Here is a 20,359-nt window from a genome sequence, read left to right on the forward strand (position 1 = left end):
TCCTCTAAAGAGCCGTTCGAGACTAGGACGTTGATAGGTTGGGTGTGGAAGTACGGTGACGTATGAAGCTGACCAATACTAATTGCTCGTGAGGCTTGACTATACAACACCCAAGCAGTTGTATATAAAGCTTAAATCGATTCATAAAAGATCAGTTAAACCTGATCTGAAACAAAGAACTTGATTTAGTCAATGCTAGAACATAAAATTCGACTCAGTTAACCAATCCGTTAATAACTCATTTGGTACCAAGTAGGGTAGCAACAAGATCAAATGATCTGAGCATAAAACCTGAACAAGTCCATAAACAGTTGTGCTGGCGACAATAGCAAGAGTGAACCACCTGATCCCTTCCCGAACTCAGAAGTGAAACCTCTTAGCGCTGATGGTAGTGTGGGGTTACCCATGTGAGAGTAAGTCATCGCCAGCTCATTATTCGAAGCCCCCCAATCTCTAAAGAGGTCGGGGGGCTTTTCTTTGCGGGAAATAAAAAGAACATATGGAAAAATAGAGATCAAGTTGAGTTTATGAGCCAGTCATGGAAGATTTGTGCTGTTTCACTGAGTTTTCGATGCTTTTCATAGACTAAAAATTCTCCATTTCCTGTACAGCATTTAAACTGCGTAACCTGTTGAAGCTTCCCTGTATGTACCAATTCATCTGCCATAAAGCTCCATGCTAATCCTATGCCCATTCCTTGCTGTACTGCATGAAAAGCCAATGTTAATTGATTAAAGGTTGGGCTACCTGAGGCAGTTTGATAGGACATATCAAAGTGTTGGAACCAGTCTTTCCAGTCTAAACAATCCCATGCGCTGGCATTAATTTGAACCAATGGAATTTTTGCTAAGTCCCATAAGCTATGAATTTGTGAAATATCAATATCAGGATGAGCAACAGGATAAATGACTTCTGGGATCAGGCGCTGGCTATGTAAAGATGACCAATGCCCTGCACCATATAAAATACCAAGATCATATTGGGTAAAGCTCGACTCATCCATAGTATTGATCGCATCGACATGTACGGTAATGTTGGGATAAGCCTTATGAAATTCGACCAATTTTGGAAATAACCAAAATTGGGTCAGTGCATGTGTTGCAAGAATGGTGACACTATTGGATTGATGAATTGTCTGTAATCGAATGATTCTATGTTGTAATTTCTCAAATATTTGCTGAGTTGTTTGATGTAATTCTTCGCCTGCAGGGGTTAATACCACACCACGAGGTTTACGTTCAAAGAGTTGAATTTTTAAAGAATCTTCAAGCTGTCGAATCTGTTTGCTGACAGCACTTTGAGTCAGATACAGTTCAGTTGCTGCTTGGGTAAAGCTCCCGTGCCTCCCGACAGATTCAAAGGCAATCAAGGTTTCAAGAGGGGGTAATTTTTTAATGTAGGGACTCATATTTTTTACCATCGCTATTCCTCTATGGAATAGATCAATTCTAAATGATCTTTAGTCTTTTTACTGTGATCTCTTTATGCTGCTGTTTTATTTTTAGGGAAAATCAGTATGCGCCAAGGCATTATTTTCGCAATTTTAGCCTGTGCTTTGTGGGGAGGTACGATTGTTGCTCCTTGGTTTATTCCTGAATTTAATCCCATTCTGATTAGTAGTGTGCGTTTTGTTTTATATGGGCTAATTTCATTGCTTGTGGCATTACCTACTTTAAAACAATTGATTAAAAAATTAGATAAAGCCGATATTTATAAACTAATTCAGTTGTCGATTGCAGGCAACATTTTATATTTTGCCTGTATTGGTACGGCCGTACAGTTCGCAGGAATTACCATGACATCATTGATTAATGGCTTAATGCCTGTATCAATTGCCTTTTTAGGACGAGGTGAACAGTCGAGTCTACCCTTTTCACAACTCAAGTTACCGCTTTGTATTGTGGCATTTGGCTTGATTTTGATTAACTTTATTCCTGATGTATTTTTAGGTGTACATTCGAGCACTGGGCAACGAATTTTTGGAATGGCATGTGTTGTTGTTGCAGTCGGGAGTTGGTCATGGTTTGCGATTCATAATGCACGTTATTTGAAAGAAAGTGCCTTTAACAGTCGTGAATGGTCGAGTTTAATGGGCATCATGACGGGATTAATCGCTTTACCTGCGGGAATATTCACGGTGATTCTGATACCGAAAACGTGGTTTTTACAGCAAAGTCTAGAGCAGTGGATGACTTTTGCAATGGTCAGCGTATTTTTGGCAATTGCGGGCTCTTGGATCGCAAATGCTTTATGGAGTGCTTCAACCAGACGTTTGCCAATTAGTTTGGGGGGGCAACTGATGGTGTTTGAGACATTGTTTGCGTGTAGTTATTCTTATATTTTTGCAGGGCGATTGCCAAGTTTATTAGAAACGATTGCGATCGGTTGTATTTTAGGTGGTGTCTTTTGGGTGATCCGCTTATATATGCGTGTGCAAACATTGCAAAAAGCTCAGGTATAAAGCAAAAAAAGCCTCAACATCCTGTTGAGGCTTTTTTTGATTCTTCACCGAGGGTACAACTCCTGTCATACCATAAGGTTTCCATACCTAGATTTTTTATTCTTTTAATAAGAAACGTCCTGTTTCTGTATGACTCTATCTTAAGAAAAAAATGAATGTTGCCATAGCCGCGAATGGCGGTAAGCATTGTAAGAGATTGCTGACAAGGCTGTAATCATTACACCAGAATTGCTTTGAATTCTGCAAAATGCAAAGGCTCTAAGCACTGTTTCTTCTTGGTTTTTTGTTTAGAATATTGAAGATATGCCATTAGCCGAGATCAGCATGCAAAAAATACAAGATTCCACTGCGATTGTTCATCAAAATACGCAGGATTATTTGCACTGGTTTCGTCATTCCGCACCTTATATTAATGCGCATCGTAATAAAACCTTTGTGGTGATGTTTGATGGTGAAGCCATCCAGCATGAAAATTTTCAATATATTATTCATGATATTGCGTTACTGCATTCCCTCGGCATTCGCTTGGTTTTGGTTTATGGCGCACGTCCACAAATTAATGCCCAACTGCACATTCAGCAGCTTGAAACGCCTTTTGAGCAGTCACGTCGTGTCACAACTCGTGAAGCATTGCCTTGTGTGATGCAGGCAGTCGGTGCTGTGCGTATGCAGATCGAAGCACTTTTGTCGATGGGACTTGCCAATTCACCCATGTTTGGCGCACGGATTGATGTCGTTTCGGGCAATCTGATTACGGCTAAGCCTTATGGGATCCGTAATGGTATTGATTTTCAGCTGACAGGTGAAGTTCGTGCAGTGGATGTCGATGCCATGACGCGTTTGCTGGAACGTCATAATATTATTTTGCTCGGGCCTGTGGGCTATTCAACTACAGGTGAAGTCTTCAACTTGCTGGCAGAAGAAGTCGCCACCAAAACTGCCATTGCCCTCAAAGCAGACAAGTTAATTTTCTTGGGTAATCAACGTGGGGTACTCAATCCGCAAGGGCAGTTACAGCGTGAAATTGCACCGCATCAGCTCGATCAATATATTGCTCAATCTCAGCAAAGCCAAAGTCAAATGGCGTTGTACTTACAAGGGGCAAAAGATGCAGCCCTGAATGGTGTGCAGCGGGTGCATGTTTTACCGTATGCGCATGATGGTGCTTTGATTCAGGAATTGTTTACCCGTGACGGGATTGGCACCATGGTCACGGACGCACATTATGAAGAAGTGCGCATGGCGAATATTCAGGATGTCGGTGGTTTAATTAACTTGCTGCGTCCGCTCGAAGAACAGGGGATTTTGGTCTATCGCTCACGTGAGCGTTTGGAAACCGAGATTGATCAATTTGCGGTGATTGAGCGCGATGGAACGATTTTGGCTTGTGCCGCTTTATATCCGATTCCAACGACTGAAAATGAAATTGCATCGGCTGAAATTGCCTGTGTTGCAGTGCATCCAAGCTATCGCAAGTCTAATCGTGGTAGCCAGATTTTAAACTTTTTGGAAGAAAAAGCCCGAACTTTGGGGATTCAGCAGCTCTTTGTATTGACCACGCGGACGGCACATTGGTTCTTGGAGCATGGTTTTAGTCATGCAACAGTCGATGATTTACCAAATGCTCGACAAGCGTTATATAACTATCAGCGTAATTCCTTGGTATTTAAAAAGATAATCTGAAATTTCGATGCTGTTTTTAAAACCCATTTTATTTTTATGGATTAGTATTTTTATTGACAAGATGAGTGCACAAAGTCACAGAATTGCTCTACAATCAAAATCATTTCTCTGAAATTGTGTTGGCAATGGAACTAAAGAAAAGTACGCAAAAACGTAATCAACTTTTAAATGCTGCCTTAGATGTCTTTTCTGTGTACGGCTTTAATGGGGCGAGTTTGGATGAAATTGCCCAGTTGGCACACATGCATAAGTCAAATATTTTCTATTATTATGAAAATAAAGAAGCGCTGTATATTGAAGTGTTGATGTCAGTTCTTCAGAAATGGATTGAACCTTTGCAACTGTTTGAATCAGGTTTAGAGCCTGAAGATATTTTAACGCAGTATATTACGCAAAAGATTGAATTTTCTAAAACCCATCCGAAAGCCTCTAAACTGTTTGCCTTAGAAATTATTCAGGGCGCACCGTATATTCAAACGGTACTGAAAGGTTCGATTAAGAAACACGTTAAGCGTAAACTCAAAGTTTTACAGCAATGGCAAGCTGAAGGGAAAATGGCTGCACATATTGACCCTGAGCTGTTTATTTTGAATTTATGGTCAATTACGCAAAGTTATGCTGATTTTGATGCTCAGTTTTCTGCGATTTTAGGCAAAACCTTGCGCAATCGTAGTTTTCATCAACGTGCAATTCAACATACCATTGCGATGTTGTTACATGGCAGCATGACGCCACCAGTGCAAGAATAACACTGGTGTTATTGCTTTAAAAATGCTGTTGATAGAGCTGTAACAGTTTTTCTGCCCCCACTTTTAAATTGTCTTGCCAGTCGAGATGTGCGCTATCATCTGCACCATCGGTAATATATTTGACTGAAATCAGGCGCACACCGAGCTTTTTACAGACTTTTGCCAGTGCATAGCCTTCCATGTCGACCACCTGACATTGCACTTTGGGCAAACCTGTTTCAAATGAATCCCCTGTACCACACACGGCATGAGGAAGTTCAAGAAAATAGCACTCAAGATCAATTTCTGCGGGATGCTCGTCATCCATTGGCGTAGTTCCGACAGGAAAGCCAAGCGGAGAGACATCCATATCGCGTTGTACAAATTGCCCGATCTCAACCAACGCATGTCGTGGAAAACTTGAACTGCCTGCCGTACCAAAGTTGATCAGGGTTTTGCAGCCTGTACGCTGAATCACGTCATAGGCTTTAAACGCTGCATTGACCTTACCAATACCACTATAGTGCACGGTAATGCCATGATTTTCGAAATAACCTTGAGATTCGCTCGGAAGTGCCATGATCAGGGCATGGTCATGCAAAGTGTTCAAATGATCTACTCTTTGGGGATGAAGTTGCGTGTTTAGTATAACCAAATTGTGTTGATCTGTAAGAGTGACAGCAAGGTGAATGGGTTTGAAATAAATTGATTTTTTATTGTTAAATATATGTTTTTAAACATTAAAATTTGATAAAAACAACCACAAGACGAATTGATCAGAATATGGCACAATAGTTGGCTTTGAAATCATCAATTTTTAAAAGTGCCATGAAGCTACTTCGTTTGAATGCCTTGCCAGCCGATTTAGATTTGCCAAAGACAGCCGTGACGATTGGCAACTTTGATGGTGTGCATCTTGGGCATCAGTCGATGATTGCTCAGCTTAAACAAGCAGCGCAAGCCGAGCAATTGAAAACTGCCGTGATGATTTTTGAACCGCAACCTTTAGAGTTCTTTAAAGGTTATCAAGCACCGCCACGCATTATGTCGCTGCGTGAAAAAGTTGAATATCTCAGTGAGTTGGGTGTGGATTATGTGGTGATTGCCAAGTTTGACAATCATTTTCGTAGTCTGAGTGCTGAACAATTTTCAGAACTTTTAAAACAACAACTCAATGCACAGCATTTGGTGTTGGGTGATGATTTTCATTTTGGTAAAAACCGTCAGGGCAATGCCGAGTTTTTACGCCAGTATGGGTTTAGTGTCACCAATCTACATACTGTAGAACTTGATGGCGAGCGTGTCAGCTCAACCCGTATTCGTGAAACCTTGCAAAAAGGTGATCTGGCTTTGGCTGCGCGCCTGCTTGGTCGTCCGTATAGCATTACGGGACGGGTACAATATGGCGATCAGATTGGGCGCACCATTGATTTTCCAACGATTAATGTACGTTTAAACCGCCATCGTCCATGTATTAACGGGATTTACGCAGTAGATGTCTTTTGTGAAACGACTGCGCTAGATGCCAAAGTCCGCCAAGACTCACCCGAGCAACTCGGTGTTAAAGGTTATCAACCGACAGCACTGTTTGGGGCAGGGCATGTTGGCACGCGTCCTGCGATTCGTCAGGAACACCCGCAATGGCGTTTAGAAGTACATTTTCCTGAGGTTTCTGCTAATCTGTATGGTTTATTAATGCGAGTGACATTCTTACACTTTTTGCATGGTGAACGGAATTATCCTTCTTTAGAAGCACTCAAAGCAGGAATTCAGGATGATGTTGTACAATTACGCGCATTCCGTGAGCAACACCACGAATTCCCTTTTTAAATTTTAGTTTTAATTTTGATGTTACAACGTGTCGGCGTGAGCGCAGACAAAACTGGAAGCAACTTGCATGAGCGATAAGCAAACACCTGAAAATGTAGTGGATTATAAAGCCACATTGAATCTGCCAGGTACTGAATTTGCAATGAAAGCAAATTTGGCAGTACGTGAACAAAAATGGTTAGAAGAGTGGTACGCCGACAACATTTATCAGCAGATTCGTGCTTCGCGTATAGGCAAGAAAAAATATGTCCTTCACGATGGCCCTCCGTATGCCAACGGTCAGATTCACCTTGGACACGTGGTCAACAAAGTTCTTAAAGATATTATTGTCAAAAGCCGCACTTTAGATGGCTTCGATGCACCGTATGTACCCGGTTGGGACTGTCACGGTTTACCAATTGAACTGAAAGTTGAAGAGAAAGTGGGTAAAGTTGGCGAGAAAGTCGATGCTGCAACTTTCCGTAAGCACTGCCGTGAATATGCGCTAGAGCAAATTGATATTCAGCGTAATGACTTCAAACGTCTGGGGATTCTGGGTGATTGGGACAATCCGTATTTGACCATGAACTTCAAGCAAGAAGCCGATATCGTGCGTGCTTTGGGTGCAATTCAGAAAAATGGTCACATTCAGCCCGGTTTAAAACCAGTGAACTGGTGTCTGGACTGTGGTTCAGCATTGGCAGAAGCTGAAGTTGAATATGAAGATAAAAAATCTGACGCAATTGACGTTGGTTTCTCTGTGGTTGATCTTGCAGATTTATCAGCGCGTTTAGGCGTAGACGTTCAAGATCCAACCGATTTGGTGATCTGGACGACAACGCCTTGGACTTTGCCTGCCAACCAAGCGGTGGCATTGCATGCTGAAATTGAATACCAATTGGTTCAGGTACAAACCGATCGTGGTACACAAAACCTTGTCTTGGCAAAAAGCTTGGTGGAGTCTGCATGCGAGCGTTACAAGTTAGAAAATCCTGTGGTGCTTGCTGACTTTGTTGGCGAGAAACTGGAAAACCTACAACTGCAACATCCATTGATCGCAGAGCGTCAAGTGCCTGTGATTTTGGGTGAGCACGTCACGGCTGATAGCGGTACAGGCGCAGTACATACGGCACCAGGTCATGGTGTAGACGACTATAAAGTGGGCTTGATCTACAACTTGAAAGTGGATAATCCTGTGGGTGGTAATGGGGTGTATTTGCCAACTGCACCGATTTTTGCAGGCGAGCACATCTATAAAGCCAATCCAAAAATTATTGCAGCATTGGGTGAAACGGGTCGTCTTTGGGCGCACAATCCAATTAAGCACAGCTACCCACACTGCTGGCGCCACAAAACACCAATCATTTTCCGTGCAACGCCACAATGGTTCATCAGCATGGATCAACAAGGTTTACGTGACGGTGCATTGCATGCAATTGAAAAAGACATTCAATTTGTTCCGAACTGGGGTCAAAACCGTATTCAATCGATGATTGAAGGTCGTCCAGACTGGTGTATCTCACGTCAACGTACATGGGGTGTACCAATCCCGTTCTTTGTGCATAAAGATACCAACGAGTTGCACCCACGTACGCCTGAGTTGATTGAAGATGTGGCGAAGCTGATTGAACAAGAAGGCATTGATGCATGGTTTAACCGTGGTGCTCAAGACTTCTTGGGTGATGAAGCAGAACAATATAATCCTGTACGCGACACGCTAGACGTCTGGTTTGACTCGGGTACAACGCACTATGCGGTACTTGAGCAACGTGATGAGTTGGAAAGCCCTGCGGACTTGTACCTAGAAGGTTCAGACCAACATCGTGGCTGGTTCCAGTCTTCATTGTTGACCTCTATGGCAATCCACAACCGCGCACCATATAAAGCGTTATTGACACATGGTTTCACGGTGGATGAAAAAGGTCGTAAATTGTCTAAATCTCTAGGCAACTACATTCCACTTGAAGAAATCATCAAGCAGTTGGGTGCCGATGGTCTACGTTTATATGTCGCATCGAGCGATTACCGTTATGAAATTGCAGCGTCTAAAGAAATCTTTAGCCGTGTCAGCGACAGCTACCGCCGTATTCGTAACACCTTACGTTTCTTGTTGGCGAACTTAAACGGTTTCAAACCAAGCACAGATTTGTTGCCTGTTGAAGAATTGATTGCACTCGATCAATACATCTTGCAACGTGCGAACGAAGTTCAAAAAGTCATTACTCAAGCTTATGACGAAATGAACTTCCATGTGGTGTGTAGTGCCTTGACCAACTTCTGTATCAATGACTTGGGTGGTTTCTACCTCGACATCATTAAAGACCGTCAGTACACCACCAAAGCCGATTCACAAGCGCGCCATTCGGCACAAACTGCGTTGTATCACTTGGTACAAGCCTTTGTTCGCTGGATGAGCCCAATCTTGAGCTTTACTGCACAAGAAGCATGGCCGTTGATTCCAGAACAATCTGAACAATATGTGTTTACCACTGAGTGGTATAACATTCCAACGGTGACAGCAAATTTACTTTCTGAAGCAGATTGGCAAACATTAATTCAAGTAAAATCAGCAGTAAATAAACAGATTGAAGTAGCGCGTAACGCTAAACTCATCGGCAGTAATTTGTCAGCGAAAGTTGAGCTTTGGGCGCAACCTGAACTTGCAGCAGTCCTCAACAAACTGGGTGATGAACTGCGTTTTGTGTTGATTACTTCACAAGTGGCGGTTCATGAATTTGCAGAACAAGGCGAAGCAACTGAGCTAGACGGATTACGTGTTCAGGTGTCTGCTGCGGAAGGTGAAAAATGTGCACGTTGCTGGCATGTTTTACCAGATGTCAATACACATGCAGCGCATCCTGGTTTATGTTCTCGTTGTATTGTGAATGTTGCCGGTTCTGGCGAAGAGAGAAAGTATGCCTAATCCTCAAAACAAGGGTTTAGTATTTCACGCGCATAATATCCTGTGGCTTGGGTTGTCCGCCCTCGCCATCGGGCTGGATCAATGGACCAAACACATTGCCAGCACAGACTTGGTATATGCGCAACCTGTCCATGTAATGCCATTTTTAAACTGGACATTGCTACATAACTATGGCGCAGCCTTTAGCTTCTTGTCCGATGCAGGCGGCTGGCAGCGCTATTTGTTTATGGGACTGGCTGGGCTCGTGTCTTTGATTTTTGTATTTTGGCTGATGAGAATGCCGAAATCCATGAAGGTTTTACCCGCTGCGATTGCCCTGATTTTAGGTGGTGCGCTCGGTAACTTAATTGATCGGGTAACTTTGGGTTATGTTGTTGATTTTATCCATGTGTATTATCAAAATCACAACTTCCCTGCGTTTAACATAGCCGATAGTGCGATTACCTTGGGAACGATTTTGTTGCTCATCGACACGTTCTTTTTGGAAAAGCAGCGTAAAGCAGGTGTGAAAAGTTAAGATGGTTGAAATTATTAATCCTACTGAAGAAATACGCGTGAGCGAAGGTTCAAAAGTTGATTTGCACTTTTCAGTCACCATTGAAAATGGTGTAGAAATTGACAATACCCGTAGCCGTGAAGAACCTGTCAGTTTGGTGATTGGCGATGGTAACTTGTTACCAGGCTTTGAAAAAGCATTGTTTGGTTTACGTGCAGGCGATCGCCGTACTGTGCATTTACCCCCTGAGGATGCTTTTGGCCCTTGGAACCCTGAAAATGTTCAGCGCTTTGATACGGTTAAATTTGAACAGCCTCCAGTGATTGGACACATGATCGAATTTGAAGACAAAGCGAAAACCAGTTTGTTTGGTGTGGTGAAATCGGTCAATGAAGATATTACGGAAATTGATTTTAACCATCCACTTGCGGGCAAGAACATCACTTTTGAAGTTGAAATTTTCAAAGTGACGCCAGCAGGGCAACAAGGTATTAAAATCATGTAAGAAAAAAGCTCCTTCGGGAGCTTTTTTTAACGCACCTGAAGAATGATATTGTCATCATTAATCAATAAATAGTCACTGTTGACTTTATACCACTGCTGTCCATGCTTAGGACGAGGTAGCTGATAATAATTATAATCAACTTTGTAACGGTCACTACGGTAGTGCTGTGGCATGGTATAGCCTGTTTGCCATTTTAGTTGTTTCAGGCGTTGAAAGCCACGTTCTTCACGGGCACGACGACGCTCTTGTAAGTCTTGTAGTGAAAATCCATCATTATCAGCCCGATTAAAGAAACCACCCTCGTTGTTACTGAAGCTATTTGCTCCGCGACCACCAAAGTTGCCACCTCCTCCACCATGAGGGGCTGCAAAAGCAACAGGAATACTTAGCCAAACAGTTAAGCATAGTGCCATCGCTGTTAAACTCTGTTTCATTTCGCGTCCTCAATGTATTGCATGTTATGCCAAGTGTGGCTGTACTACTGTATAAAAAAAATGCAGAGAAACTGTGAAGATCATGACATGATTGTTTTAAAAAACGTTCAAAATGGACTATATTCAAGATTCTTATGCAAATTTTCTTTTGATTATAAGCTAAAAAATCAGCACCTTAATTTTAAAGATACTGATTTTTTGTTTAACTTGCTCAAGTTTGGTGATATCAATATAAATTGATCATTTGGTAAAATTAGTCTTGAGCATTAATACTTTGCCCATTCATTCCAAGACTATCTTCACCCATTAAATAAAGATACGCTGGCATAATACTTTCAGGTGTCGGTAAGCTCAGAGGATCTTCCTGAGGAAAAGCTCTAGCACGCATTGCTGTACGGGTTGCCCCCGGATTAATACAGTTATAGCGCACATTGGCTAAGCTGTTTTCACTGGCAAAAATTTTATTCATCGCTTCAACTGCAATTTTTGAGATCGAATATGCCCCCCAAAGTGCACGAGCTTCTCGGCCAACGCCTGAAGATGCAAAAATGACAGAAGCATTTTCAGATTTTTCCAGTAAAGGCAGCAGTTCCTGAGTGAGGACAAAAGGTGCACGTAAATTGACCGCCATCACTTCATCCCAGACATCCACAGAATAATCTGCCAATTCTACGCGTTCACCTAAGACGCCTGCATTGTGTAGAATACCATCAAGGCGACCAAACTGACGGTCTAAGGTATCGACCAAATGTTCATATTCACGGCTAGAGGCTGTGGAGAGCTGTAAAGGTAAAATGGCGGGCTGTGGTGCGCCCAAACTTTCAATTTCATCATAAATGACTTCAAGTTTATTGAGGGTGCGTCCATGCAAGACGACCGTTGCACCATGTAGCGCATAACTGATGGCTGCTGCGCGCCCAATGCCATCGCCTGCACCTGTGATTAAAATTATTTTGTCTTTTAATAAGTCAGTTCGAGGTCGATATTCTGAATATTTCATTATGAAACCTCCATTTGTGATTGATGTTTATTTTAGATTGCCAATTGCTGCTGTAATACGTGGTGTAACTGTTGTACCGTGTCAATAATGCAGTCGGCTTGCCAAGCCTGTAAATCATCACGATGCTGTTCTGGTAAATAGCCATAGGCAGCCAAAATGGTATACATGTCGGCATTTCGACCTGCCTCGATATCACGCGGATGATCCCCCACATAGATAATCTGCTGCGGGTCGATCTCAAGCTGTTTGGCCGCTAAAAACATCGGTTCAGGATGTGGTTTGGCGTGGGTGACATCGTCAGGGCAGACCAAAACCGAGCAACGTTGTTGCAAATTCAGTGCCTCTAGCAATGACTCACTCAAATTACGTGGCTTGTTGGTGACAATGCCCCACGGAATTTGGTGCTGTTCAAGCATGTGGAGTAGAGGATACATGCCTTCAAACAGATCAGTTTCCACCACAATCTGCTGACCATAACGATCGAGAAAATCTTGGCGATGTGCCAAGAAAGTCGCATCGTCAATCGCCAGTTCAGGATAGACCAGTTTCACCATGGCACGTGCGCCTTCAGACACCTGACTACGAATGGTGTCGGCATCGACTACAGGGCGCTGTTGTTCACGGCACATATCTTGAATGATACGAATAAAATCTGCTGCGGTATCGATCAGCGTACCATCGAGATCAAAGAGAACGGCTTTCATGTTTTAACCCAAATTTTGTGTATAGACCATGTAGTTCACATCAACATTGGGTGCAAGCCAGTAGTGTTTAGTCAGTGGGTTGTAATGTAACCCTGTCATTTGTTTTAACTTTAAGCCTGCAGCTTCAATGTCAGTTGCCAGTTCAGAAGGACGAATGAATTTGTGATAATCATGTGTGCCTTTTGGTAGCATACGCAGTAGATATTCTGCCCCAATAATGGCAAACAGATACGATTTTGGGTTACGGTTAATGGTCGAGAAAAACACATGACCATTCGGCTTAACCAGTTTCTGGCACGCTTGAATAATTGAGGCAGGATCAGGAACATGTTCCAGCATTTCCATACAGGTGACGATATCGTATTGACCTGTTTGTTCTTCTGCGAGTTGTTCAACAGGAATCTGACGATATTGGATATTGGCAACCTGCTCTTGTTCGGCATGTAAACGTGCCACGGCAAGCGGTGCTTCGCCCATATCAATGCCGAGCACTTCAGCCGCACCGCGACGTGCCATGCTTTCTGCCAAGATGCCACCACCACAGCCGACATCGAGGATTTTTTTGCCACGTACACCGCCAGACAGTTCATCAATCCAGTTTAAGCGTAGCGGGTTAATCTGATGTAAGGGTTTGAATTCGGAATGCTGATCCCACCATTTGGCTGCGAGAGCTTCGAATTTTGCAATTTCTTGTGGATCAACATTCAGCTGTGCCATGACCTTCACCTCAGTACAGTGCTTCATTTTTAAAAGATTTGTTTTCGTTGCTAGTGTAGCGCGTCTTGGAAAAAAAGCGATAAAAGCTGTAAAAAAGTTGACAGAAACAAAACGTTTTTTGCATAGATGTTTTATAGTTAGCGGCTAAGCTAGTCAAAATCTTATATAAGGAAACATCAATCCATGAAAAAATTCATTATCAATGGCTTAGCTGCAACAGTTATGGCGTTTTCAGCCAACGCTATGGCGGCAGATTTTGTTGCAGGAAAAGATTATACGATTTTGAAGAACCCCGGTAAGGTTGATGTTCCTGGGAAAATTGAGGTTCGTGAGTTCTTTTGGTACGGTTGCCCACACTGCTTTAAATTAGAACCTTACATGCAGACATGGCTGAAAAAGATGCCGAAAGATGTCAACTTTGTACGTTCTCCAGCAGCAATGAATCCTGTTTGGGAATCGGGTGCACGGACGTATTATGCTTCTGAGCAATTGGGTGTACGCAAACGCACTCACTTGGCTTTGTTTGATGCGATTCACCTGAAAAACCAACAAATTTTTGACCAAGCTTCAGCGGCTCAATTCTTTACAAAATATGGCGTGCCTGCGGCAAAATTTAATGCAGCTTATAGTTCATTTGCAGTCAGTGCCAAAGTGATGCAGTCGAACCAACTCGCTGCACAATATCAGCTAACGGGTGTACCTGCAGTGGTCGTGAACGGTAAATATGTTGTACAAGGTGAAGATGGCAAAGTGACTGAAGTGGTCAGTTACTTGGTGAACAAAGAGCGTCACGGCAAATAAATCTTGTGATTGGTTCTAAAAAAAAGCGTATTTAATCATACGCTTTTTTGATTATTGGGGAAGCTGAATAAACTGTAACTGTTGTATAAAGCACTGGAGAAATTGATATTGTTGATTTGGATTTTTACTGTGTAACCACTTGATGACCCAAGCAAAATGTAATTCTAAACTTAATGCCGCCAAGGCTTCAGATTGTTGCTGATGCTGTAATAGGCTGCCATATTTTTTGTGTAGAACTTGAGCAAGGTCATCGACTAAAAACTTGATTTCTTGCTGAATTTTATCTTGCAAAAAAGCACTACTGTTCCAGCGTTCGACAATAAAAAAGTGCCAGTGAGCCGCTTTAAATTGAATTTGATGACAAAAGACGTTGAGATGCTTTTCTAAAATGTCACTATTTTTGTGTTGCACATGCTCTGCAATCTGTACCAGATGGCTTTTAATTATCAGCGATGTCTGATCAACGAGCTCAGCTGCCAGTTGTTCTTTGTTGGGAAAGTAGCGGTAAAAAGCACTGGGTACCATTCCAACCGCCTGTGCCAATTGACGTAGACTAATGCTGTTAAAGCATTGCCCTGCATAACTCAGCTTTAAAACCTGTTCTAAAATTGCTTGCTGACTTTGCAATTTGCGCTCAGCACGTACTGACATAGCAAGCCCATCCTTACGATCTTTCATCTCTGTACTTCTCGACGTATTATAGCGGTTCTCGATCAAAGAAAATGTATGTTTTTGCTAAAAAAATAGAAATTATTAAATATAAATCATATAGTTATATAGTTTTTAGATTATATGCTCTAATCTAATTTTTTAATCTATTGAAAATTAAAATAATTTTATTGATGCAATCTTATGGTGAATTTGCATTTCAAACGTAATGACAGTTCAATGACGTGTGTATAGTCGAGATTGATGAAATGTTGCATGAAAATAAAAATAAGCTGCTGAAAATTAAATTTACATCTGAAAATACAATGTATATTTTGAATAAAATATTTAAAAATCAATATATTAATATAATTTTGATTGAATGTGGAAATTGAATATAGGGGGCAGTTCCAAAACTCAGTTGCCATTCTGCTATAATTCAGGCGAAATTTCTGACTTGAAACCGAAGGAAAAATTATGCGTATTGACCAACGAGCATTAGACCAATTACGCGATGTTAAAATTACGCGTAACTACACGCGTTATGCTGAAGGTTCAGTTTTAGTTGAGTTTGGTCATACCAAAGTACTCTGCACAGCAAGTATTGATAACAGTGTGCCGCGATTTTTGAAAGGTCAAGGTCAAGGTTGGGTGACTGCTGAATATGGCATGTTACCTCGTTCAACCCATACACGTTCTGACCGTGAAGCAGCACGCGGCAAGCAAACAGGGCGTACTCAAGAAATTCAACGTCTGATTGGTCGTAGCCTACGTGCCATGGTTGACTTAAAAAAACTCGGTGAAAATACCATTACGATTGACTGTGATGTGATTCAAGCCGATGGCGGTACGCGTACTGCATCCATTACAGGTGCAGCAGTTGCATTGATTGATGCAATGAATGTGTTACTTGCTCAAAAGAAAATTAAACAAGATCCACTTAAAGGATTGGTTGCTGCGATTTCAGTGGGCATTTTCAAAGATGAAGTTTTACTTGACCTTTGCTATGAAGAAGACTCGAACTGTCAAACTGACTTGAATGTAGTGATGACCCAAGCAGGTGAATTCATCGAAATTCAAGGTACTGCTGAAGACAAACCATTTACCCGTACCCAATGTAATGCCATGTTAGAAATGGCAGAGCAGGGCATTCAAGCACTCATCAAAAAGCAGCAAGAAGCGCTAGGCTGGTAAACAACATTATAAGAAAAGACTCCATTTGGAGTCTTTTTTTATTTAAAGAGCAAAATTCCTGCCCATGTAATCGCCATCATACTTAAAGCGACAAATTGTGCTGCACTGCCCATATCTTTGGCATTTTTAGCAAGCGGATGGCGTTCCAGTGAAATACGATCGACCACGGCTTCAATCGCCGAGTTAAATAACTCCACAATCAAACCGAGCATGCCGACCAAGATCAGCACAATATGTTCTAACTTACTGAGATTGAGCCATAAATTGATGGGCAATAATACAATATTCAGTAGGACAATCTGGCGAAATGCTGCCTCATAGCGAAAGGCTGATTTAAACCCTGCGATTGAATATCCCGCGGCATTGATAATGCGCTTGACTCCAGTTTTGCCTTTGAGTGGTGAATATTGATCCATGACAATCTACAGAGAAAGAAACTGTTGCTATGTTAATCAACCTCTAGGCAAAAGTAAAAAGAACAGATTTCTCTTCAGATTAAAGTTGTAAAGTCATACAGAACAGTCTGAGTCAGTTAAAATGTCGCGATGCGATTCGATATGGGAATGAAGATGTCAAATCAGACAAAATTTGCAGTGATTGATGGTGTATTACAAGGTGTGCAGCAATTACCTTCTCCCAATTTTAATCAGCGCCCTGCCAATACCTCGATTCAGTTGGTGGTGATTCACAATATCAGTTTGCCGCCGTCCCAATTTGGCGGGGGCTATATTCAGCAGTTTTTCCAAAATCATTTGGACTGGAATGCTCATCCCTATTTTCAAACCATTGAGGGGATGCAGGTTTCAGCCCATCTGCTGATTTTAAGAACAGGTGAAGTGATCCAGTTTGTCAACTTCAATGATCGGGCATGGCATGCGGGGCGTTCCAGCTATTTGGGTGTGCCTGAGTGTAATGATTACTCGATTGGCATCGAACTCGAAGGCAGTGATGACTTGCCTTTTGAAGCTGAGCAATATCAGTCACTTGTTCAAGTGGTCTCAGCATTACAACGCACGTATCCAAAAATTCAGCAGCATATTGCAGGGCATTCCGATATTGCCCCACAACGCAAAACCGATCCAGGTGAGCATTTCCACTGGGCAGATTTTCGTGAATTGTTACACAAAGAAAATCACACAAATTGAAGAATTAATAACGAAATTGTTTGGGCTTTTCATTAAAATAGCCACTTCCAATTTGACTTAGGTGTAAGCGATGGCGCTTTGGCGGTCGACCTTTATCGTGAGTGCTATGACCATGTTGTCCCGTATTTTGGGGCTGGTACGTGACATGGTCTTGCTGAACGTGTTTGGTGCAGGCAAAGAATTCGACGTCTTTGTTGTTGCATTTCGCATTCCCAATTTTTTCAGGCGACTGTTTGCTGAAGGTGCATTTTCACAAGCGTTTATTCCGATTCTGACCGAGTACAAAACTGGACGTTTACATGCCGAAGTTCAAATCCTGATTAGTCGGGTATTTGGCTGTTTATTGGTGGTGATGTCATCGATTACTGTATTGGCGATGATCATTGCGCCTGCGGTGGTGTATGTCTACGCCCCAGGGTTCCATAATGATCCTGACAAGTTTGCTCAAGCGGTTGAAATGTTCCGTTTGACCATTCCGTATTTGATGTTTATGTCGCTGACAGCATTTGCTAGCAGTATTTTAAACAGTTACGGTGCATTTTTTAGTCCCGCATTTTCCCCTGTTTTATTGAATCTGGTAATGATTGCAGGGGCATGGTGGCTGACGCCATATTTGCAAACCCCGATTATGTCTTTGGGATGGGCGGTTTTAGCGGCAGGCTTTATTCAACTGGCGATCCAGATTCCTGAGTTATGGCGTAAAAAACTGCTGATTCCACCACGTATTGACTTCCAACATGAGGGCGTACAGCGCATTCTCAAACTGATGCTGCCTGCCTTGTTTGGTGTATCTGTAACACAAATCAATTTATTGTTGAACACCATTTGGGCTTCATTTATGCAGAGTGGTTCGGTATCTTGGTTGTATAGTGCCGAACGGATGACGGAGTTGCCATTGGGCTTGATTGGTGTCGCAATTGGAACGGTGATTTTACCATCGTTGTCGGCACGTCATGCGGAGCAAGACCTTGAGCGTTTCCGTGGCATGATCGACTGGGCAGCACGTGTGATTATTATGGTGGGCGTACCTGCCAGTGTTGCGCTATTTATGTTGTCGACACCGATCATTCAGACCTTGTTCCAACGTGGTGAATTTACCGCTGAAGATACTCACATGACCGCATTGGCATTGCAATGTATGAGTGGTGGTGTTTTGGCCTTTATGTTGATTAAGGTATTTGCCCCAGGTTTTTATGCCCAACAAGATACCAAAACGCCTGTACGCGTCGGTTTGATGGCAGTCGCAGCCAATGCGATTATCAACGTGATCCTAATTAGCTTCTTTAAAATGATTCACTGGAATGCAGAGCATATGGCACTTGGGATTGCATCTTCAAGTTCAGCCTTTGTCAACGCGGGCATGCTGTATTACTACTTGCATAAGCGCAATATTTATCGTTTTGGGTCACATTGGAAAAAAATCTTTGCGCAATATGCTTTTGCCAATTTGTGTATGATTGGGGCATTGGCATATGGTTTACATTTCTATAGCAGTCATGCTGCAACGTGGATGAAGATTGCAGAGTTAAGTGGATTGTGTGTGGTTGGTGCGCTTGCTTATGCAGTCGGATTACTGCTTTCAGGCTTCCGCCCTCGGCATTTGCGTCCAGAACACTGAGTAAAATTTAATGATCTTACCCTGTAAAATACAGGGTATTTTTTTATGCTGAATACTGGCGAACTAAGTTAAATTCATCAATGCTTTATTATTTTTATTGAATGAAGCACTATTTTAGATCATTTTAAATTTCTGATTGAACATGCTTATTATGTCAAACAGATAACCACAGCAGATTATTTCATTAACAGCAAATCTGCTAAGCAGCCAAGTTATTGTTATAAATTGGCGATTTTTTTTATTTTAAGATGGCTCTAAAGAGGCTTTGTTGCACAAAGATTTGAAATGCAAAGCTTATTGACGATTGATATATATCGAAAAATGATAAATTTGCCTGTTTTTATTATTTTACCCTGCATAAGAAAATATGGATAAATAAACCTCATCAGATTTATATTTTAATTTAGGTTTATATTCTCATGTCGACAATTTTAAATACTGTAAAACCACTGAATATCGTTGCTGTTTCTGGTGGATTAAATCATCCATCTAAAACTGAAGCACTGGTTGAAGAAATCATTCGTGAACTCGGTCAGGCAACCCCGATCAATGTGCATTTTATTAAATTCAGTGAAATCGGGCAGCTTTTGGGTGGGGCGATTTACCGTCATCAATTGCCACAACGTGTGCAAGACGATTTGGCAGCGGTAGAAGCCGCCGATGCACTGATTGTTGGGACACCTGTTTATCGTGCGTCATTTACAGGATTATTTAAACATTTCTTTGATTTTGTAGAACAAACTGCTTTGGTGGATGTGCCTGTCTTGTTGGCGGCTTCAGGCGGTAGCGACCGTCATGCTTTGGTACTTGAACACCAGTTGCGTCCATTGTTCAGTTTCTTCCAAGCGCAAACCTTGCCAATCGGCGTGTATGCCACAGATCGTGATTTCACCCCTGAATACACCATTCAAAGTGCAGCCTTGCGTGACCGTATTACCTTAGCGGTTGCCCGTGCCTTGCCAATTTTAGAGTGGGCACCTGCCAAAGGTCAGCGTGCGGAAGTGGTCAAAGCCAAAACAGCACAGGCCAACCAAAACCTTGGGATCAACCGCCAAATCGAACAGGAAGAAGTTCTACCTTCGGCAGCCGTCCCTGATTTACAAGCCGCAGAATCTCGCTTACAGCACAAAGCGGTGAAAACCCCAGTCAAGGCAGATGTGGCTTAACCCACATCGATTCCCCAAGGAGAATAAAAATATGGCGCAATCACAACAACAGCTCGAATTTGCTTACTGGGTTCCTAATGTTAGTGGTGGCTTGGTGGTCAGCAATATCGAACTGATGTGGGTCTAGGATTTTAGACCATGCCTATAAGTGATAATCTACTCCCCAATAAGCATGGAAAATGCTTGTTTTTGGAGTCAATCATGACACGAAGAAAACGTCGTAATCATTCAGCAGAGTTTAAAGTTAAAGTTGCTCTCGCAGCAATTAAAGGCGACCACACACTCGCTGAACTTTCTACTCAATTCGATTTACATCAAAACCAAATC

General features: G+C 42.2%; 20 protein-coding genes, 2 rRNA genes and 2 pseudogenes. 16 read left to right on the top strand and 8 right to left on the bottom strand.

Going from position 1 to position 20,359, the window contains the following annotated elements; all coding sequences use genetic code 11:
• Both GBN19_RS11600 and rrf read left to right on the top strand, forming a co-directional pair.
• Positions 1-103: ribosomal RNA gene (locus tag GBN19_RS11600) — 23S ribosomal RNA — on the top strand; the annotation flags it as partial.
• A 212-nt stretch (positions 104-315) separates the two neighbouring features.
• A 5S ribosomal RNA gene (gene rrf / locus GBN19_RS11605) occupies positions 316-430 on the top strand.
• A gap of 84 nt (positions 431-514) precedes the next feature.
• On the opposite strand, the gene GBN19_RS11610 is transcribed toward rrf, so the two are convergent.
• Entirely contained in the window at positions 515-1,408 is an 894-nt protein-coding gene (locus GBN19_RS11610; protein ID WP_151778250.1) for a LysR family transcriptional regulator, read from the bottom strand.
• Between the two features lie 108 nt (positions 1,409-1,516).
• Between GBN19_RS11610 and GBN19_RS11615 the strand changes: the two genes are divergently transcribed.
• The 3 genes from GBN19_RS11615 (at position 1,517) to GBN19_RS11625 (ending at position 4,893) form a co-directional block, all read left to right on the top strand.
• Positions 1,517-2,461, top strand: coding sequence for a DMT family transporter (locus GBN19_RS11615; RefSeq protein WP_151778251.1), 945 nt, complete (start codon positions 1,517-1,519; stop codon positions 2,459-2,461).
• Positions 2,462-2,785: 324 nt separating this feature from the next.
• On the top strand, positions 2,786-4,144 hold the full coding sequence (argA, locus tag GBN19_RS11620; protein WP_151778252.1) for an amino-acid N-acetyltransferase: 1,359 nt from the start codon (positions 2,786-2,788) through the stop codon (positions 4,142-4,144).
• Between the two features lie 125 nt (positions 4,145-4,269).
• Positions 4,270-4,893 carry a TetR/AcrR family transcriptional regulator gene (locus GBN19_RS11625; RefSeq protein WP_151778264.1) on the top strand — a complete coding sequence of 208 codons (624 nt, stop codon included), beginning with the start codon at positions 4,270-4,272 and terminating at the stop codon, positions 4,891-4,893.
• Between the two features lie 16 nt (positions 4,894-4,909).
• On the opposite strand, the gene GBN19_RS11630 is transcribed toward GBN19_RS11625, so the two are convergent.
• The gene (locus tag GBN19_RS11630; RefSeq protein ID WP_151778253.1) at positions 4,910-5,482 is read right to left on the bottom strand and encodes a 5'-methylthioadenosine/S-adenosylhomocysteine nucleosidase family protein; all 573 of its coding nucleotides are present in this window, start codon (positions 5,480-5,482) and stop codon (positions 4,910-4,912) included.
• Between the two features lie 218 nt (positions 5,483-5,700).
• Between GBN19_RS11630 and ribF the strand changes: the two genes are divergently transcribed.
• The 4 genes from ribF to GBN19_RS11650 all read left to right on the top strand — a co-directional run bounded on the left by ribF (position 5,701) and on the right by GBN19_RS11650 (position 10,605).
• Positions 5,701-6,702: a bifunctional riboflavin kinase/FAD synthetase gene (gene ribF, locus GBN19_RS11635; RefSeq protein ID WP_151708961.1), complete on the top strand. Its 1,002-nt coding sequence runs from the start codon at positions 5,701-5,703 to the stop codon at positions 6,700-6,702.
• Between the two features lie 67 nt (positions 6,703-6,769).
• The gene (gene ileS / locus GBN19_RS11640) at positions 6,770-9,604 is read left to right on the top strand and encodes an isoleucine--tRNA ligase (protein ID WP_151778254.1); all 2,835 of its coding nucleotides are present in this window, start codon (positions 6,770-6,772) and stop codon (positions 9,602-9,604) included.
• Positions 9,597-10,121: a signal peptidase II gene (gene lspA / locus GBN19_RS11645; protein ID WP_151778255.1), complete on the top strand. Its 525-nt coding sequence runs from the start codon at positions 9,597-9,599 to the stop codon at positions 10,119-10,121. Before ileS ends, lspA begins: the two co-directional genes overlap by 8 nt.
• Before the next feature lies 1 nt (position 10,122).
• Entirely contained in the window at positions 10,123-10,605 is a 483-nt protein-coding gene (locus GBN19_RS11650) for an FKBP-type peptidyl-prolyl cis-trans isomerase (protein WP_151778256.1), read from the top strand.
• A gap of 26 nt (positions 10,606-10,631) precedes the next feature.
• Here the strand turns inward: GBN19_RS11650 and GBN19_RS11655 are convergent, their stop codons facing one another.
• The 4 genes from GBN19_RS11655 to ubiG all read right to left on the bottom strand — a co-directional run bounded on the left by GBN19_RS11655 (position 10,632) and on the right by ubiG (position 13,460).
• On the bottom strand, positions 10,632-11,039 hold the full coding sequence (locus GBN19_RS11655) for an RcnB family protein (RefSeq protein ID WP_151778257.1): 408 nt from the start codon (positions 11,037-11,039) through the stop codon (positions 10,632-10,634).
• Between the two features lie 253 nt (positions 11,040-11,292).
• Positions 11,293-12,039, bottom strand: coding sequence for a YciK family oxidoreductase (locus tag GBN19_RS11660; RefSeq protein ID WP_151778258.1), 747 nt, complete (start codon positions 12,037-12,039; stop codon positions 11,293-11,295).
• A 32-nt stretch (positions 12,040-12,071) separates the two neighbouring features.
• Positions 12,072-12,743 (bottom strand): HAD family hydrolase, encoded by a 672-nt coding sequence (locus GBN19_RS11665; RefSeq protein ID WP_151778259.1) that lies wholly within the window; start codon positions 12,741-12,743, stop codon positions 12,072-12,074.
• Between the two features lie 3 nt (positions 12,744-12,746).
• Positions 12,747-13,460 carry a bifunctional 2-polyprenyl-6-hydroxyphenol methylase/3-demethylubiquinol 3-O-methyltransferase UbiG gene (gene ubiG / locus GBN19_RS11670; RefSeq protein ID WP_151778260.1) on the bottom strand — a complete coding sequence of 238 codons (714 nt, stop codon included), beginning with the start codon at positions 13,458-13,460 and terminating at the stop codon, positions 12,747-12,749.
• A 183-nt stretch (positions 13,461-13,643) separates the two neighbouring features.
• On the opposite strand from ubiG, the gene GBN19_RS11675 reads away from it, so the two are divergent.
• Positions 13,644-14,261, top strand: a complete 618-nt coding sequence (locus GBN19_RS11675) for a thiol:disulfide interchange protein DsbA/DsbL (RefSeq protein WP_151708969.1) — start codon at positions 13,644-13,646, stop codon at positions 14,259-14,261.
• Between the two features lie 51 nt (positions 14,262-14,312).
• Here the strand turns inward: GBN19_RS11675 and GBN19_RS11680 are convergent, their stop codons facing one another.
• Positions 14,313-14,939, bottom strand: coding sequence for a TetR/AcrR family transcriptional regulator (locus tag GBN19_RS11680; RefSeq protein WP_228271261.1), 627 nt, complete (start codon positions 14,937-14,939; stop codon positions 14,313-14,315).
• 447 nt (positions 14,940-15,386) lie between these two features.
• Here GBN19_RS11680 and rph point away from each other — a divergent pair, with 447 nt between their 5' ends.
• Positions 15,387-16,103 carry a ribonuclease PH gene (gene rph / locus GBN19_RS11685; RefSeq protein ID WP_151708970.1) on the top strand — a complete coding sequence of 239 codons (717 nt, stop codon included), beginning with the start codon at positions 15,387-15,389 and terminating at the stop codon, positions 16,101-16,103.
• 38 nt (positions 16,104-16,141) lie between these two features.
• Here the strand turns inward: rph and GBN19_RS11690 are convergent, their stop codons facing one another.
• Positions 16,142-16,519, bottom strand: coding sequence for a diacylglycerol kinase (locus GBN19_RS11690; protein ID WP_151778261.1), 378 nt, complete (start codon positions 16,517-16,519; stop codon positions 16,142-16,144).
• 153 nt (positions 16,520-16,672) lie between these two features.
• On the opposite strand from GBN19_RS11690, the gene ampD reads away from it, so the two are divergent.
• The 5 genes and pseudogenes from ampD to GBN19_RS11710 all read left to right on the top strand — a co-directional run.
• A complete protein-coding gene (gene ampD / locus GBN19_RS11695) occupies positions 16,673-17,248 on the top strand; it encodes a 1,6-anhydro-N-acetylmuramyl-L-alanine amidase AmpD (protein ID WP_151778262.1) in 576 nt (191 codons plus the stop codon).
• 70 nt (positions 17,249-17,318) lie between these two features.
• On the top strand, positions 17,319-18,866 hold the full coding sequence (gene murJ, locus GBN19_RS11700; RefSeq protein ID WP_151778263.1) for a murein biosynthesis integral membrane protein MurJ: 1,548 nt from the start codon (positions 17,319-17,321) through the stop codon (positions 18,864-18,866).
• 419 nt (positions 18,867-19,285) lie between these two features.
• Positions 19,286-20,032 (top strand): FMN reductase, encoded by a 747-nt coding sequence (gene msuE / locus GBN19_RS11705; protein ID WP_151708974.1) that lies wholly within the window; start codon positions 19,286-19,288, stop codon positions 20,030-20,032.
• A 31-nt stretch (positions 20,033-20,063) separates the two neighbouring features.
• Positions 20,064-20,144: pseudogene (locus GBN19_RS16135) on the top strand (hypothetical protein); the annotation flags it as partial.
• Between the two features lie 89 nt (positions 20,145-20,233).
• Positions 20,234-20,359: pseudogene (locus GBN19_RS11710) on the top strand (IS3 family transposase); the annotation flags it as partial.

This window comes from Acinetobacter brisouii (assembly GCF_008993995.1).
GTDB lineage: Bacteria > Pseudomonadota > Gammaproteobacteria > Pseudomonadales > Moraxellaceae > Acinetobacter > Acinetobacter brisouii_A.

What these genes read in the sequence shown, in the direction of transcription:
- argA (WP_151778252.1), top strand. Translation starts at nt 2,786, where the DNA reads ATGCAAAAAATACAAGATTCCACTGCGATTGTTCATCAAAATACGCAG.
- ileS (WP_151778254.1), top strand. Translation starts at nt 6,770, where the DNA reads ATGAGCGATAAGCAAACACCTGAAAATGTAGTGGATTATAAAGCCACA.
- GBN19_RS11675 (WP_151708969.1), top strand. Translation starts at nt 13,644, where the DNA reads ATGAAAAAATTCATTATCAATGGCTTAGCTGCAACAGTTATGGCGTTT.
- ribF (WP_151708961.1), top strand. Translation starts at nt 5,701, where the DNA reads ATGAAGCTACTTCGTTTGAATGCCTTGCCAGCCGATTTAGATTTGCCA.
- murJ (WP_151778263.1), top strand. Translation starts at nt 17,319, where the DNA reads ATGGCGCTTTGGCGGTCGACCTTTATCGTGAGTGCTATGACCATGTTG.
- ampD (WP_151778262.1), top strand. Translation starts at nt 16,673, where the DNA reads ATGTCAAATCAGACAAAATTTGCAGTGATTGATGGTGTATTACAAGGT.
- GBN19_RS11660 (WP_151778258.1), bottom strand. Translation starts at nt 12,039, where the DNA reads ATGAAATATTCAGAATATCGACCTCGAACTGACTTATTAAAAGACAAA.
- GBN19_RS11690 (WP_151778261.1), bottom strand. Translation starts at nt 16,519, where the DNA reads ATGGATCAATATTCACCACTCAAAGGCAAAACTGGAGTCAAGCGCATT.
- GBN19_RS11625 (WP_151778264.1), top strand. Translation starts at nt 4,270, where the DNA reads ATGGAACTAAAGAAAAGTACGCAAAAACGTAATCAACTTTTAAATGCT.
- lspA (WP_151778255.1), top strand. Translation starts at nt 9,597, where the DNA reads ATGCCTAATCCTCAAAACAAGGGTTTAGTATTTCACGCGCATAATATC.
- GBN19_RS11665 (WP_151778259.1), bottom strand. Translation starts at nt 12,743, where the DNA reads ATGAAAGCCGTTCTCTTTGATCTCGATGGTACGCTGATCGATACCGCA.
- GBN19_RS11650 (WP_151778256.1), top strand. Translation starts at nt 10,123, where the DNA reads ATGGTTGAAATTATTAATCCTACTGAAGAAATACGCGTGAGCGAAGGT.
- GBN19_RS11655 (WP_151778257.1), bottom strand. Translation starts at nt 11,039, where the DNA reads ATGAAACAGAGTTTAACAGCGATGGCACTATGCTTAACTGTTTGGCTA.
- msuE (WP_151708974.1), top strand. Translation starts at nt 19,286, where the DNA reads ATGTCGACAATTTTAAATACTGTAAAACCACTGAATATCGTTGCTGTT.
- GBN19_RS11680 (WP_228271261.1), bottom strand. Translation starts at nt 14,939, where the DNA reads ATGAAAGATCGTAAGGATGGGCTTGCTATGTCAGTACGTGCTGAGCGC.
- GBN19_RS11615 (WP_151778251.1), top strand. Translation starts at nt 1,517, where the DNA reads ATGCGCCAAGGCATTATTTTCGCAATTTTAGCCTGTGCTTTGTGGGGA.
- ubiG (WP_151778260.1), bottom strand. Translation starts at nt 13,460, where the DNA reads ATGGCACAGCTGAATGTTGATCCACAAGAAATTGCAAAATTCGAAGCT.
- rph (WP_151708970.1), top strand. Translation starts at nt 15,387, where the DNA reads ATGCGTATTGACCAACGAGCATTAGACCAATTACGCGATGTTAAAATT.
- GBN19_RS11610 (WP_151778250.1), bottom strand. Translation starts at nt 1,408, where the DNA reads ATGAGTCCCTACATTAAAAAATTACCCCCTCTTGAAACCTTGATTGCC.